Below are 15155 nucleotides of genomic sequence, written 5' to 3' on the forward strand. Positions count from 1 at the left end.
GTCAGCACGCTCACTTCTTGTACACCCCCTGCTCGCCCAGCAGATGGGCGGTCTTGTTGGCGGCCAGCACCAGGCAGAGGCCGAAGACGCCCTTGACGACGCCGACGGCCGCCGCGTAGCCGAAGTCGCCGTTCTCCAGGCCGACGTTCCACACGTAGGTGTCCAGCACCTCGGCCGCTCCGGTGCCCACCGCCGTGCGCTGCAGGAGTATCTGCTCGAAGCCGACGGTGAGGGCGTCGCCGACGCGCAGCACCAGCAGCAGGGCGATCACCGGGCGCAGCGCGGGCAGGGTGATGTGCCACATCCGCCGCCACCGGCCCGCCCCGTCCGCGGCGGCGGCCTCGTACAGCTCGTGGTTGACGGCGGCCAGCGCGGCGAGGAAGACGATGATGCCCCAGCCCGCGTCCTTCCAGATGGCCTGGAAGGTGATCAGGAACTTGAAGAAGCCGGGGTCGGTCATCAGGTCGAAGCCGTCGCCCCAGCCGTTCTCGCGCATGCTCTGGGCGATGATCCCGGCGCCGCCGAGGATCTGCTGGAAGACGGTGATGACCAGCACCCAGGAGAAGAAGTGCGGCAGGTAGAGCACGCCCTGCGCCCAGGCGCGCACCCGGGGACTGATGACGCTGTTGATCAGCAGGGCCAGCAGGACGGGGACGGGGAAGAAGAACACCAGCTGGATGAGGAAGATCAGCAGGGTGTTCTCGACCGCCGACCAGAAGTAGGGGTCCTCCCACATCCGCTGGAAGTTCTCGCCGCCGGTCCACGGGCTGAGGGTGAAGGACTCGGTGAAGGAGTCGCCGAGGTAGGGGTCGAACTCCTTGAAGGCGACGGCGTTGCCCAGCAGCGGTACGTAGGCGAAGACCAGGACCAGCAGCAGGGCGGGCAGCGTCATCAGGACCAGGGCGCGGTCGCGGCGCAGCCGGTGCCGCCGGGTGATACCGCCGGGTGGTGGGGAGGCCTTGGCCTTCCCGCGGCCGCCGCCTCCGCCGCCACCGCGTCCGCGTGGCGGTTCCCCGTCCGCGGTCGGCGAGCCGGCCGGGGCGGCCGGGGCGGCCGGGGCCAGGTGCGGCGCCGGGGCCATCCCGGTGGGGCCGGTGCCGCCGGCCGGTGCCTCGCCGGGGGCCGTGCTGTGGGACACGGGACTCTCCTCGTCAGCGTCGTTCCGGCCCCGGCCGGTGATGCGGCGCGCCGCGGTGGACGCCGTACCACCGGGTCGGGGGCCTGTGTGCGCGGGTGCGTCAGGCGGCGTACTCGCCGGCGTCCTCGATCAGCTTCCGGTACCAGTCGCGCAGGTCGTCGCCGCCGGCCCTGCGCCAGTCCTCGACGGCCTTCTGCACGTCGGAGACCTTCTTGCGGCCGCGTACCACGTCGTTCTCCAGGTCCTCGAACTGGTCGCCCAGGTTGGCCCAGCGGTTGGGCTCGCGGACCTGCATCCCGTACAGCAGCGGCTTCTTCATGAAAGCGCCCATCCGCTGCTGCCAGCCGCACCAGTCCCGCACCACCCGGGGGTGGTCGGGGAAGGCGGCGACGGCCTCGGCGCTGGCGGTGAAGAAGTAGGTGTCCTGGACTTCGGTGACGCCCTGCCCCGTCTTGGTGGGCACGCCGTCCTTCAGCGTGTGGTGGGTGCCCTCCACTCCGTACCTGACCAGGCGGTTCTCCCTCGTCCCGTAGGGGGCGGCGGCGAAGTTGGCGATGGCCAGGCATTCCTGGACCGTCTCCTTGGACGCCTTGCGGTTGATGAAGGCCCAGATGCCGGCCGGGTTGGCGAAGTAGAGTTGCGGGTCGCCGCCGTCGTGGCCGAAGACATCCATGCCCTGGACGCGGAAATCCGGGTTCTGCTCGCTCTGCTCGAAGGTCCAGCCGTACCACTTGGCATTGCCGTCGTTCATGATCATCGACTGGCCGGCGGTGAAGCGGGTGCCGGCGTCGCCCCGGCCGGTCTTGGCGTCGGGGTGGACGACGCCCGCGGTGTAGAGCTTGCGGGTCCACTCCAGCGCCTCGAGGTAGTTGTCCGTCTCGATGCGGTGGACGAGCTTCTCGCCCTGCCGCTCCCAGCAGTACGGCTTGTCCGGCAGCACGCCGAAGACGTTGAACGCCGTCCACTTCATGTCCTCACACGCCCACACCTTGGATTTGGGCGCGGTGATCTCCTTGGCGAGGTCCATGAACTCCTGCGGGCTGGTGGGCACCTGCCAGCCCTTGTCCTCGAAAACGTCCTGGCGGTAGTAGGGGATGATGATGTCGACCGCGCCGGCGGGGATCGGCAGACCCCTCAGCTTCCCGCCGAAGATGGACATCTGCCAGGCGGCGGTGGGGATCGCGGCGAGGTTGGGGTAGTCCTTGACCTTGTCCCCCGACAGGTACGGTCCGAGATCGGCGAAGCGGCTGCCGATGGCGCTGGGGATCTTGCCCTGCATCTCCCAGCTGGGGATCACCACCATGTCGGGGATGCCGCTGGAGGCGAGGACGGCGCCGAGCTTCTCGCCGTAGGTGTTGCCGTCCTGGGTCCGCCAGTCGACCTTCACGCCGATGGCCTTGTCGACGGCCCGGTAGTAGGCGCAGTCCTTCTCGGGCGGGGTGCCCCACAGCGGGCTCATGATGGCGACCTCGCCGCCCCCGCCCATCTTCTCGGGGACGGAGGCGGGCAGCGCGTCGTACGGCTCGGCCTTGCCGGTGAAGCCGGGGCGCGACCCGTTCTCGCTGGGGATGTCGGGCTCGACGACCTTCGAGGCGACGTACGCCGGGAGGATCTTCGCCGCGTCCTTCTTCGTCGTCGTGCCCTCGTTCCGGTTGCCGCCGCCCTCGGAGGAGCACGCCGACAGCAGCGGTACGCCGCCCACCGCCGCGGCGGCGACGGCCGTCGAGGCCAGGAAGGTTCTCCGGCTGGGGCTGGTGGTCTGGGACATGGCGGCAACCCTTCGTGGCGGCGCATCGGCGGGACGGACGGGACGGACGGACGGCGTGCGGCCCCGCCGGTCGGGCAGGTCGGTCGAAGCGCTTCGATGTTGCGCCGAGATTAAGTGCGAGGGTCATACCGCGCAAGGGTCGGGGCAAAGAAACATCGAGGCGCCGGAAGTGGCCCGGATACAGGTAGTTCACGGGCACGGGCGGCTGTCTTGCGTTCAACTCCTTGACACCCACCCCGCTGCCACCCCAGCATCGAAGCGCTTCGAATGCATGCTGCCGCACCACACCAAGCACCGCAGCACGTACCACCGCGCGCACCACCGCGCGGTGGCAGCCGCCCATCTCCCGGAGGAGACCTTCCGCACGTGAGCACCGACCAGCCGCCCTTCCGCGACCCGGCGCTGCCGGCCCGTGAGCGCGCCGCCGACCTGCTGGCGCGGCTCACGCCCGACGAGCGCGTCGCGATGCTGCACCAGTTCGCCCCGGCCGTGGAGCGTCTGGGCGTCGCCGCCTTCCGCACCGGCCAGGAGGCGCTGCACGGCGTGGCCTGGATGGGCCCGGCCACCGTCTTCCCCCAGGCCGTGGGGCTCGGGGCGACCTGGAACGACGAGCTGGTACGGAGGGTGGGCGAGGCCGTCGGGCGGGAGGTACGCGCGATGCGGGCCCGCGACCCGCGCGTCGGGCTGAACGTCTGGTCGCCCACGGTCAACCTGCTGCGCCATCCGCTGTGGGGCCGGAACGAGGAGGGCTACTCCGAGGACCCGCGTCTGACCGCCGCGATCGCCACCGCCTACACCCGCGGCCTGCGCGGCGACCACCCCACCCGTCTGCGCACCGCCCCGGTGCTCAAGCACTGGCTGGCGCACAACAACGAGACCGACCGCGACACCTCCTCGGCCTCGGTGCGCCCGCGCGTGCTGCACGAGTACGAGCTGCCGGCCTTCCGCGGCCCTGTCGAGGCGGGCACGGTGGCCGGGGTGATGCCCGCGTACAACCTGGTCAACGGCCGCCCCAACCACCTCTCTCCGCTGCTGGCCGAGCAGTTGCGCACCTGGTGCGGCCACGATCCGGTGGTGTGCTCGGACGCCGGCGCGCCCAGCAACCTGGCCGACTCCCAGGGCTACCTCGACACCCACGAGGAGGCCACCGCCGCCGCCCTGCGCGCCGGGGTGGACAGCTTCACCGACCACGGCGAGGACTCCTCGGTGATCATCTCCCGGGTGCGCGGCGCGCTGGAACGCGGGCTGATCGGGCAGGAGCACGTGGACGCGGCGGTGCTGCGGCTGCTGGCGATGCGGTGCTCGCTGGGCGAGTTCGACCCCGAACCGTTCGACGGGGACGCCGCCTTCGACACCCCCGGGCACCGGGAACTGGCGCGCGAGGCCGCCGAGCAGGCGGTCGTCCTGCTGCGCAACGACGGTCTGCTGCCGCTGGCGGACGGGGTACGGGTCGCGGTCGTCGGGCTGCTGGCCGACGAGTGCAAGCTCGACTGGTACAGCGGCACGCTGCTGCGCCGCTCCACCCCGCTGGACGGACTGCGGGCGCGGTTCGGGGCGGACCGGGTGGTGTACGCCGAGGGCGCCGACCGGGTGCTGCTGCGCTGCCCGGGCGGATGGCTGGCCGTGCCCGAGGCCGGTCCCGGCGGTGCGGACGCGGAAGGTGAGGGCGCGGGCGGCCCGGCGGCCGGGGGCGCGCTGGACCCGGCGCTGCTGCGAGGCCGCACCGATCTGCCGCCGCTGACGGTGAGCGCCGATGCCGGGGAGGAGTTCGCGCTGGTCGACTGGGGCGGCGGGGTGCTGACGCTGCGCGCGGGCCGCGGCCGCTATCTGTCGGTCGCCGACGACGGCTTCGTACGCGCCTCGGCCGAACAGCCGGGCGGCTGGGTGGTCCAGGAGACCTTCGAGCTGGAGCCCCACGACGGCGGACACCTCCTCAGGCACCGGGGAACGGGCCGGTACGTGGAGGTCGCCGCCGACGGCGTCCGGGTTGCCGCCGAGGGCGCGGCGGGGGCGGTCTTCGACGTCGAGACGGTCCTGCGCGGCGAGGGCGAGGTGCGGGCCGCCGCGCGGGAGGCCGACGTGGTGGTCGTCGTTGCGGGCAACGACCCGCACATCGGCGGGCGCGAGACCGAGGACCGCACCACCCTCGCCCTTCCACCGCAGCAGGACCGGCTGTGGCGGGCGGCCCGCGCCGCCAACCCGCGTACCGCACTGGTGCTCACCTCGGCCTACCCGTACGCGATCGGCGACGCGGACGAGGCGCTGCCCGCCCTGCTGTGGACCGCCCACGGCGGGCAGGCGGCCGGGCAGGCCCTGGCAGCGGTGCTGGCCGGTGACGTCTCACCGGGCGGGCGGCTGCCGCAGACCTGGTACGCCGGCGACGCCGATCTGCCCGGTCTGCTGGACTACGACATCATCGGCTCGCGCACCACCTACCTGTACTTCGACGGTACGCCGCTCTACCCGTTCGGCCACGGCCTGTCGTACACCTCCTTCGGCTACGACGAGCCGGAGGTCTCCTGCGACGGCGAGGCACTGACCGTGCGCTGCGCGGTGACCAACACCGGTGCGGTGGCGGGCGACGAGGTGGTCCAGCTCTACGTACGTGCCGTCGACACGGCCGGGTGCCGACTGCCCCGCCCGCACCGCGCGCTGGCGGCCCACCGCCGGATCCGGCTGGGCCCGGGCGCGTCGCGGGAGGTGGAGTTCACCGTCCCGGTCTCCCGGGCCCTGGGCTTCTGGGACGTGGCCCACGGCCGGTGGCGGGTGGCCCCGGGCTCCTACGCCGCCGACATCGGCGCCTCCAGCGCCGACATCCGCCGCAGCGCGGTCTTCCGCGTCGACGGCGAGCCCCGCGCCCCGCGTCCGGTGGCGGGCATCCGGGCCGCCGACTACGACGAGCAGAGCGGCACCGAGCTGGTGGACCTGAGCCGGGAGCGCGGTGACGCGGTCGCCCCGGTCGGCCCGGGGGCGGCCGAACTGGTCTTCCACGACTGCGACTTCGGAACCGGTGCCGGTTCCGTGACGGTGGAGGCCGCGCGCGCCGAGCCGGGCGAGGCGGAGATCGTCCTGCGTCTGGACGGCGACGGCGAGGACGGCGAGGACGGTCAGGGCCGCGTTCTGGCCCGTCTCAGCGTCCCCCGCAGCGGCGACCGCTACGCGTACACCACCGTGCGGGCCGCCCTGGAAGGTCCGCCCTCGGGCGTGCGCGATCTGCGCGTCACCCTGCACGGCTCCCTCAGACTGGCCCGTCTGGGCTTCGGCGGTCCCTCTTCCGCCGAAGCCACCTGACGACGGGCGGGCCCGCGCCGCGGTCCGGTCCTCCTTCCGGGGCCGGGCCGCGGCGGCTGCCCGGCGGCCGGGCGTGGCGAGGGGACTACAGGTCCAGGCCGGTGAGGACCATCACCCGCTCGTAGGTGTAGTCCTCCATGGCGAACAGCACGCCCTCACGCCCGACGCCGGACTCCTTGGTACCGCCGTAGGGCATCTGGTCGGCGCGGTAGGAGGGCACGTCGCCGATGACCACCCCGCCGACCTCCAGAGCGCGGTGGGCCCGGAAGGCCGCCTGCACGTCGTGGGTGAACACCCCCGCCTGCAGGCCGTACCTGGAGTCGTTGACCGCGGCGAAGGCGGCCTCCTCGCCGTCGACCGAGGTCAGCGTGAGCACGGGGCCGAAGACCTCCTCGCAGGAGACCGCGGCGTCGGCGGGCACGTCCGCGAGGACGGTGGGGGCGTATGTGGCTCCGTCGCGCTTGCCGCCGGTCAGCAGCTTCGCACCGGCCGCGACCGCCTCGTCCACCCAGGACTCCACCCGCTTCGCGGCGTCCTCGCTGATCAGCGGGCCGACGTCGGTGGCGTCGTCGGACGGGTCGCCGGTGGCCAGCGCCTCGACGGCCTCGACCACCCTGGGTACCAGCCGGTCGTGGACCGAGGCGTCGGCGACGACGCGCTGGACGGAGATGCAGGACTGGCCGCCCTGGTAGTTGGAGAAGGTCGCGATGCGCTGCGCGGCCCGGTCCAGGTCGGCGTCGGAGGAGTAGTCGGCCAGTACGACGGCCGCGCCGTTCCCGCCCAGCTCCAGCGTGACGCGCTTGCGGGGCACGGTGTCCAGGATGGACCAGCCCACGGGGCCGGAGCCGGTGAAGGAGATGACCGGAAGGCGCTCGTCGGCCACCAGGGAGGGCATTCGGTCGTTGGGGACGGGGAGCACCGACCAGGAGCCGGCCGGCAGGTCCGTCTCGGCCAGCAGCTCACCGATGAGCAGTCCGGACAGCGGGGTGGCCGGGGCGGGCTTGAGGATGATCGGCGTGCCGACCGCGATGGCCGGGGCGACCTTGTGGGCGCACAGGTTGAGGGGGAAGTTGAACGGCGCGATGCCCAGCACCGGTCCGCGCGGGAAGCGCCGGGTCAGGGCGAGGCGGCCGGTCCCGCCCGCGTCGGTGTCCAGCCGCTGCGCGGTGCCTCCGTTGAAGCGGCGGGCCTCCTCGGCGGCCCAGCGGAAGACCGACACGCAGCGGCCGACCTCGCCGCGGGCCCACTTCACGGGCTTGCCGTTCTCGGCGGAGATCAGCTTCGCGACCTCCTCGGCACGCTCGGCGAGCCGCCGGTGGACGTGGTCCAGGGCGGCGGCGCGCACATGCGCGGGGGTGGCCGCGAACTCGGCGGCCACCTCGGCCGCGGCGGCCACGGCCTGCTCGACCTGGGCCTCGGTGGGGACGCTGACGGTGCCGACGCTCCGTCCGTCCCAGGGCGAGGTGACCTCGAAGGTCTCGTCGCCGGTCGCCTCGCGGCCGGCGAGCCAGAACGCGTGTGGGGAGGTCGCTGTGGTCACTGCGTATCCCGGCCCTTCCGAAGTGGTGGAGCGGTGGAGGTGGTGGTCGGGGCCCGGCTGCTGCGCGGCCGGCTCCTGCCACCACCGTAGGGGCCGGAGCCGTACGGGACTCTTGTCCGGCACGTATCACTCGGGTTGTTCCGCGCACCGCTTTGTCGGAAAGGGCCCGGTTGCCCGCCGACCACTTTGCCGCGACCATGACACGGCACGGAACGCACCACCCCCACCCGTCGAACTGGACACCCCAGGAGACGCGATGCGTAGACGTCCTCACGGGCGGCGGACCCTCACCGCCGCCCTCCTCCTCACCCTCGCACTGGCCGTTCCGCTCGGGGCACAGGCCACCGCCGCCCCTCCCGACGACGGCCGGCGGGCCGCCCCCGCCGGCGAGCGGCAGTACGAGATCGCCGGGATCACCGGCGTCGAACAGCGCACGGCCATCGCCCGTACGGGTACGGCCATCGACGCGGTGCGCGAGCACTCGGTGGTGGTCACCGCCGACGCCGCGCAGGCCGAGAAGCTGCGGAAGGCCGGCCACCGACTCACCGCCCTGCCCGCTCCCCCTCAGCGGGGCGCCGCAAGCGACGGGGTGAACACCCTCGACTTCCCGCCCAGTGACTCCGGCTACCACAACTACGCCGAGACCATGGCGGCCATCGACGGGTATGTGCAGGAGCACCCGGACATCATGGCCAAGAAGGTCATCGGCAAGACCTACCAGGGCCGGGACATCGTCGCCGTCAAGATCAGCGACAACGTCTCCGCCGACGAGAGCGAGCCGGAGGTGCTGTTCACCCACCACCTGCACGCCCGCGAGCACCTCACCGTGGAGATGGCGCTGTACGTGATCCGCGAGTTCGGCGAGCGGTACGGCAGCGACTCCCGCATCACCCGCATGGTCGACAGCCGCGAGCTGTGGGTGATCGCCGACGTCAACCCCGACGGCGGCGAGTACGACATCGCCTCGGGCAGCTACCGGAGCTGGCGCAAGAACCGCCAGCCCAACTCCGGCTCCTGGTACGTCGGCACCGACCTCAACCGCAACTGGTACTACAAGTGGGGCTGCTGCGGCGGCTCCTCCTCCAGCCCCTACAGCTCCACCTACCGCGGCCCGTCCGCCGGGTCCGCGCCGGAGGTGCAGGTGGTCGCCGATTTCGTCCACAGCCGCGTCGTGGGCGGAGAGCAGCAGATCAAGGCGCACATCGACTTCCACACCTACAGCGAACTGGTGCTGTGGCCCTACGGCTACACCTACAGCGACACCGCTCCGGGGCTCACCCAGGACGACCGGAACGCCTTCGCCACCGTCGGCAGGGCGATGGCCGCGTCCAACGGCTACACCCCCCAGCAGTCCAGCGACCTGTACATCACCGACGGCACGATCAACGACTGGCTGTGGGCCGAGCACCGCATCTTCAGCTACACCTTCGAGATGTACCCCGGCCCGAACGGGCGGGACGGCTTCTACCCGCCCGACGAGGTGATCGAGCGGGAGACCAGCCGCAACGAGGACGCCGTCCTGCTGCTGCTGGAGAACGCCGACTGCATGTACCGCTCGATCGGCAAGGAGCAGCAGTACTGCTCCTGACGCCCTGACCGCACCCGGTCCCCGCGGGTCCGGTCCTTTGGGCCTCAGCCCTTCCGGGGCCGCCCCTGGTCCCTCCGGACCGGGGGCACGGTCGCCGTCGCCTTGAGCGCCAGCCACAGCTCCATCCGCACGTCCGGGTCGTCCAGCGACCGGCCGAGGATCTCCTCGACCCGCCGCATCCGGTAGCGGAGGGTGTGCCGGTGGACGCCGAGGTCGGCGGCGGCCGCGTCCCACTGCCCGTGCCGGGAGAGCCAGGCGTGCAGCGAGGCGACCAGATCGCCGCGGCCGCGCGCGTCGTGCTCGTACAGCGCGCGCAGCATCCCGTCGGCGAAGGCGCGCACCGCCTCGTCGGCCAGCAGCGGGAGTACCGAGCCGGAGGCCACGTCCTCGTGCTCGACCAGCGACCGGCCGCGGCGTCGGGCGACGGACAGCGCCTGCCCGGCCTGTTTGAACGCCGCGGCCACGGAGGCGAGCCCGGCGGGCGCCGACACGCCGACGACCACACCGTGTTCCGTGCCGGCGCCCACTGCGCCGCCCCCGCCCGCCGTCTCGCTCCGGCTCGCGAAGTCCGCGCAGGCCGCCGCGGCGGCGCCGCCGTCCGCCACCAGTCCCACCAGCCGCCGGTCGTGCCGGACCAGCAGAACGGACTCCCCCGCCCGGGCGGCGGCCGACTCGGCCTTCTCGGCGAGCGTCTCCACCCCGGCGGGCAGGGCACCCTCCGGCTCGCCCGCCTCTTTGGGAGCGCCGCCCACGGTCCCGTCCGCGCCGGGCTCCCGGGCGTCCGCCGCCTTGCGCCGCACCGACACGCCCTCGGCCACGACCACCCGCAGCGGCTCGTCCAGCAGTGTGCCGTAGAGCGAACCGGCGACCGCCCGGGCGTGGTCGGCCTCCCCCGCCAGCAGCATCCGCAGCACCGCCGCGCCCAGTCGCTGCTCGGCCTCCAGCAGGGCGCGGGACCGCTCGGTGGTCAGGGTCAGCAGGGCCACGGCGGAGTTGACGGCGTAACGCTCGGCGGTGCCGGGCGGGGCGCCGGTGCCGACCGCGAGCACGGCCCTGACCCGGCGCCCCGAACCGATCGACTGCAGCTCCACCCGGTCGCCCGCCCGGCCGCCGGCCCCGCCCACCACGGCGCTCGCGGTGGCGGAGCGGTCGCGCAGCCGCCGCACCTCGTCGGTCAGCCCGGCGGCGCGGCGTGAGGCCCAGGACGGGGCGGCGGCGACCAGCGCGCCGGAGACGTCGTAGAGCGCGGCCCAGCCGTCCACATGGGCCGCCAGCTTCGACAGCAGACCGGATGTGCCGCGTGCGGAGAGCACGGCGCGGGTCATCTCCCGCTGGGCCTCGAACCCGGCCTTGACCGCGCGGTACTGCTCGGCGGCGCCTGCCGCCGAGACGGCCTTGACGATGGCCAGGAACGGGGTGCGCCGGGGCACCTCCAGCAGCGGGAAGCCGGCCTCGCGGGCGGCGTCCAGCAGCGCCGGGGGCACCGTGTCGTAGGCGACCCCGGCCGCGAAGCCCAGTCCGACCACACCGGCGGCGTCCAGCCGGGCGACGTAGCGGCGCATCGCCCCCGCGTCCTGGACATCGAGCTTCATCGCCGTGACCAGCAGCAGCTCCCCGCCCTCCAGATACGGCACCGGGTCGGCCAGCTCGCTGACGTGCGCCCAGCGCACCGGGGCGTCCAGCCGCCCCTCGCCCGCGAGGACGGTGAGCTTGAGGGAGGAGTGCTGGACCAGCGAGGCGAGGGTGATCGGCATGGCTGACCTGGGGCCCTTTCCGGCGGTCGACCGCCTGCCGGCGGCCCGGCGGGCGGGAGAGGAGGGCGGCGGGTTTTATCCGTGCGGTAGCAAGGATAAGGCCGCACTGCTACTGGCCGTACAGCCGTACGCGCCGTCGTACGCCCCCGTGTCTCCTGCCACCCGTCCCGCGCCCGCCCCGTCCCGGCCGCGCCCCGGCTACTCCCCGAGCCGGGCGAGGACCGGCGGGCTCGCCTCGCCCCGGACGGTGGTCAGCGACACCACCGCGTGCCCCGGCGGCACCTTGTGCGCGAGGTCGGAGGCGGACCATCGATCGCGCTGGACCGTGCGCACGGTGACCGAGCGGGTGGTCGCCCGCACCCCCGTGAACAGGGTCCGGACCCCGCGCAGGGCACGCCGGAGCGTGCCGCCGGAGAAATCGGGGTTGTGGGTGACGTCCTCGGTCTTCACCCAATCCCGGCCCCACGCCTGTGCGAACACCTCGCCGTCCCAGGTGCTCACCCCCGACAGCACCAACCGGCAGCCGACCGCCCCCACCGCCGCCGCCCGCAGCGGCTCGGGCACCTCGTCCAGGCTGCGCAGCGCCAGCACCACCCCCGCGTTGGCGGTCCGCAGCCGCTGGACGGCGCGTACGGAGGCGGGGGTGAGGGTGTGCGCGGCGTCGTCGAGCACCAGACAGGCGAACAGGGACCGCTCGTCGCGGTCACGGGCACAGGCGGTGAACTGGGCGAGCAGCAGCCGGGCCAGCAGCCGGGACGCCTCGGCATGGCCGCGTTCGGGCAGGTCGATCCGCACCCGCAGCGGGTGCGCCAGATCGCGCATGGCGAAGGGGCGGGCGGTGCCGCCGGTGCCGAAGAACCCGGCGAACGCGGGCCGGTCCAGCAGCGCGATCCGGTCCGCGAGCAGCGGCCCCGGATCGCCGGCCCGCCCGGACTGGCGCTCGCGGGCGTCCAGTTCGCGCAGGGCGGCGCCGTCCCCGGCGGCCTCGCACGCCTGGCGCAGCGCGGCGATCGCGACGGGCACCCCGTCGAGCAGCTCGCGCAGCTCCGGCACGGCCGGGAAGCGGCCGTGGGCGGCCCGGTGGGGGCCGATGAGCTGGGCGAGGGCGGTGGCGGCGCGGCGGGTGTCGGCCTCCCCTCCGAAGCCGACCGCACCGCCGGGGCCCACCGGACCACCGGGTGCGTCCCCGACCAGTGCCTCGGCCAGGACGGCGGCGGCCTCGTCCGGGTCACCGGTGCCGCCGTAGAGGTCGAGGTCGTGAACGCAGCCGGGGTCGCCGAGCCGGATCACCACGTCGTAGGCCTCGTCGGGGCCGAGCCCGGCGCCCGCCGTGCCCACGGCGACCACGGCGGCCCGCCCGGCGAGGGCCTGGAGGGCCAGGGACTCCACCACCGGCCGCACCACCCGGCTGGTCTTGCCCGCCGCCGACGGCCCCACCACCAGCATCGAGGTGCTCAGCAGCGCGGGCTCCAGTGCGAGGCGGACACCCCGGTAGGGGTACGGGTTGCGCTCCTCGTCGGGCACGGCGCCCAGCCTCACCTGCCCGGTCAGCAGGTCGTGCCGGGCCGCCCGGACGGGCAGGTCGCGGTCGCCGGAGGGGTGGGCGAAGGCTCCGGCTCCCCGGTCGAGCACGGCCCCGGTGAAGGCCGGCAGCCGTTCGTACCGCGCCCGCACCGCCTGCCAGGCGCGGTCGATCCGGACGTAGTCGACGTCGTTCATCCGGCCGCCGTGGATCTCGGCCGTCAGCCGGTCGGCGGCCGCGTGCTCGCCCACGGCCCGCAACTGGGGCCACAGTGCCGGGTCGGCGGGCCCACCGGAGGGCGCGGCCGCCGGGCCCTCGGGCCGTCCGGCTCCCTCCGGCCCGCGCAGCCGCGGGCGCACGTAACGCCGCCAGACCTCGCCGCCCCGGGCCATCCAGATGACGGCCGAGAAGAAGACGACGGTGAACAGGTACTCGTAGATCTTCGCAACCCGGACGAATGCCTTGTGGTCGGCACCCCGTTCACGCCATGAGTCGGGCGTGAACCATTCCAGCGGCTTCACCCAGAAATCGATGTAGCCGTTCCAGCACAGCGACCACACCAGCAACCCGCAGAGCACCACCAGTGCCGCACCGCCCAGCAGTTGCCGGTCGTCCAGCCGGTCGGGGTCCTCCGGCGGTCTGGGCCGGTGCCCGTACCGCCAGATTCCGGGGCCCGTCTCGGGGCGCGGGGTGCGCAGCCACTCGCCCAGGGGCGGCCCGGCCGCGGGTGCCTGCCGCGGCTTCGGGGGCGCGGGCGGGGTCAGCGGTATCGCCGGCAGGTCCCCCTGCCCGCCGCGCACCCCGCGCGGGTCCCCTGGATCTCCTGCCTCCCATGCCCCGTGCGCCCCGCCGTTCACCATGCCCCGCCCAGCTCCTCGTCCGGCACGCCCTCGCCCGTCCACCGTCCCAATCTAGTCCCCGGGCAACGCAGTTGGCCGCCGTGCACAACCGGCCATGTCCACCGCGGCCAACACGACACGGACACTTCTCCGCGGCGGTGCATGCCGACATGCCCTCCCCCGCCCTAGCCTGCGAGAAACCACACCCATGAACACCCCTTCGCACCGACGAGCCCGAGGAGTCCGCCATGACCGAAATGTCCGAAGGTTCCGCCCTCCCCCAGGAGCGCCGTGTCGTCACAGCGATCCCCGGACCGAGGTCACAGGAGCTGACGGCCCGCAAGCAGGCGGCCGTGGCGGCGGGCGTGGGGGCGGTCATGCCCGTGTTCGCCGCCCGCGCCGGGGGCGGCGTGCTGGAGGACGTCGACGGCAACTCCTTCATCGACCTGGGCTCCGGCATCGCCGTGACCTCGGTCGGCAACAGCGCCGAGGCCGTGGTGCGCCGCGCCGCCGCCCAGCTGGAGCTGTTCACGCACACCTGCGTGATGGTGACCCCCTACGAGGGCTACGTGGAGGTCTGCGAGGAGCTGGCGAAGCTCACCCCCGGCGACCACGCCAAGCGGTCGGCGCTGTTCAACTCGGGCGCCGAGGCGGTCGAGAACGCCGTGAAGATCGCCCGCTCGTACACCGGACGCCAGGCCGTCGTCGTCTTCGACCACGGCTACCACGGCCGCACCAACCTCACCATGGCGCTGACGGCGAAGAACATGCCGTACAAGCAGGGCTTCGGCCCGTTCGCGCCCGAGGTCTACCGGGTGCCGGTCGCCTATCCCTTCCGCTGGCCCACCGGCCCGGAGAACTGCGCCGAGGAGGCCGCGGCCCAGGCGATCGACCAGATCTCCAAGCAGGTGGGGGCCCAGAACGTGGCCGCGATCGTCATCGAGCCGCTGCTGGGTGAGGGCGGGTTCATCGAGCCCGCCAGGGGCTTCCTGCCGCGCATCGCCGAGTTCGCCCGCGACAACGGCATCGTCTTCGTCGCGGACGAGATCCAGTCCGGCTTCTGCCGCACCGGCCAGTGGTTCGCCTGCGAGGACGAGGGGGTCGTCCCGGACCTGATCACCACCGCCAAGGGCATCGCCGGCGGCCTGCCGCTGGCCGCCGTCACCGGCCGCGCCGAGATCATGGACGCCGTGCACTCCGGCGGCCTCGGCGGCACCTACGGCGGCAACCCGGTGGCCTGCGCCGCCGCGCTGGGCGCGATCGGGACGATGCGCGAGCTGGACCTGAACGCGAAGGCCCGCCGCATCGAGGAGATCATGAAGCCCCGGCTGGAGAAGATGGCCCAGCAGCACGGCGTGATCGGCGAGGTCCGCGGCCGGGGCGCGATGATCGCCGTCGAACTGGTCAAGCCCGGCACCAAGGAGCCCGACCCCGAGGCCACCGCCGCCGTGGCCAGGCACTGCCACCAGTCGGGCGTACTGGTGCTGACCACCGGCACCTACGGCAACGTGGTCCGCTTCCTGCCCCCGCTGGTCATCGGGGAGGATCTGCTGAACGAGGGCCTGGACGTCGTCGAGGAGGCCCTGGCGAGCCTGGGGTGACACCCGGGGGATCCCGGAACGAGGAGCTGCGTGAAGAACGTGTGCGGGGGCCATGGCCTTGCGGTGACACGCCTGTCCGTCGCCCGCCGCCTGCCGTACGGTCTTCCTCGGAAG

The 15155-nt window shown here is 73.5% G+C and carries 8 protein-coding genes; 3 read left to right on the plus strand and 5 right to left on the minus strand.

Features of this window, described 5'->3' with window-relative positions; genetic code table 11:
- Positions 1-10 precede the first annotated feature (10 nt).
- Together ACGRHY_RS06865 and ACGRHY_RS06870 are read right to left on the minus strand one after the other, a co-directional pair.
- Complete coding sequence (locus ACGRHY_RS06865) at positions 11-1081, minus strand: ABC transporter permease (RefSeq protein ID WP_394637951.1); 1071 nt, start codon at positions 1079-1081, stop codon at positions 11-13.
- Positions 1082-1238: 157 nt separating this feature from the next.
- Complete coding sequence (locus tag ACGRHY_RS06870) at positions 1239-2906, minus strand: extracellular solute-binding protein (RefSeq protein ID WP_394634508.1); 1668 nt, start codon at positions 2904-2906, stop codon at positions 1239-1241.
- 366 nt (positions 2907-3272) lie between these two features.
- Between ACGRHY_RS06870 and ACGRHY_RS06875 the strand changes: the two genes are divergently transcribed.
- Positions 3273-6197 (plus strand): glycoside hydrolase family 3 C-terminal domain-containing protein, encoded by a 2925-nt coding sequence (locus ACGRHY_RS06875; protein ID WP_394634509.1) that lies wholly within the window; start codon positions 3273-3275, stop codon positions 6195-6197.
- Between the two features lie 85 nt (positions 6198-6282).
- Here the strand turns inward: ACGRHY_RS06875 and ACGRHY_RS06880 are convergent, their stop codons facing one another.
- Positions 6283-7737 carry an aldehyde dehydrogenase family protein gene (locus ACGRHY_RS06880; protein ID WP_394634510.1) on the minus strand — a complete coding sequence of 485 codons (1455 nt, stop codon included), beginning with the start codon at positions 7735-7737 and terminating at the stop codon, positions 6283-6285.
- A 256-nt stretch (positions 7738-7993) separates the two neighbouring features.
- On the opposite strand from ACGRHY_RS06880, the gene ACGRHY_RS06885 reads away from it, so the two are divergent.
- A complete protein-coding gene (locus ACGRHY_RS06885; protein WP_394634511.1) occupies positions 7994-9325 on the plus strand; it encodes a M14 family metallopeptidase in 1332 nt (443 codons plus the stop codon).
- Positions 9326-9369: 44 nt separating this feature from the next.
- On the opposite strand, the gene ACGRHY_RS06890 is transcribed toward ACGRHY_RS06885, so the two are convergent.
- Positions 9370-11079 (minus strand): PucR family transcriptional regulator, encoded by a 1710-nt coding sequence (locus tag ACGRHY_RS06890; RefSeq protein WP_394634512.1) that lies wholly within the window; start codon positions 11077-11079, stop codon positions 9370-9372.
- A 198-nt stretch (positions 11080-11277) separates the two neighbouring features.
- On the minus strand, positions 11278-13461 hold the full coding sequence (locus ACGRHY_RS06895; RefSeq protein WP_394634513.1) for an ATP-binding protein: 2184 nt from the start codon (positions 13459-13461) through the stop codon (positions 11278-11280).
- Between the two features lie 227 nt (positions 13462-13688).
- On the opposite strand from ACGRHY_RS06895, the gene gabT reads away from it, so the two are divergent.
- A complete protein-coding gene (gene gabT / locus ACGRHY_RS06900) occupies positions 13689-15041 on the plus strand; it encodes a 4-aminobutyrate--2-oxoglutarate transaminase (protein WP_394634514.1) in 1353 nt (450 codons plus the stop codon).
- Positions 15042-15155 lie beyond the last annotated feature (114 nt).

Source organism: Streptomyces shinuiensis (assembly GCF_043660855.1).
GTDB lineage: Bacteria > Actinomycetota > Actinomycetes > Streptomycetales > Streptomycetaceae > Streptomyces.

Bases quoted from the DNA above. Each gene is read 5' to 3' on its own strand.
- ACGRHY_RS06865 (WP_394637951.1), bottom strand. From the start codon at position 1,081: ATGGCCCCGGCGCCGCACCTGGCCCCGGCCGCCCCGGCCGCCCCGGCC.
- ACGRHY_RS06870 (WP_394634508.1), bottom strand. From the start codon at position 2,906: ATGTCCCAGACCACCAGCCCCAGCCGGAGAACCTTCCTGGCCTCGACG.
- ACGRHY_RS06885 (WP_394634511.1), top strand. From the start codon at position 7,994: ATGCGTAGACGTCCTCACGGGCGGCGGACCCTCACCGCCGCCCTCCTC.
- ACGRHY_RS06890 (WP_394634512.1), bottom strand. From the start codon at position 11,079: ATGCCGATCACCCTCGCCTCGCTGGTCCAGCACTCCTCCCTCAAGCTC.
- ACGRHY_RS06895 (WP_394634513.1), bottom strand. From the start codon at position 13,461: ATGGTGAACGGCGGGGCGCACGGGGCATGGGAGGCAGGAGATCCAGGG.
- gabT (WP_394634514.1), top strand. From the start codon at position 13,689: ATGACCGAAATGTCCGAAGGTTCCGCCCTCCCCCAGGAGCGCCGTGTC.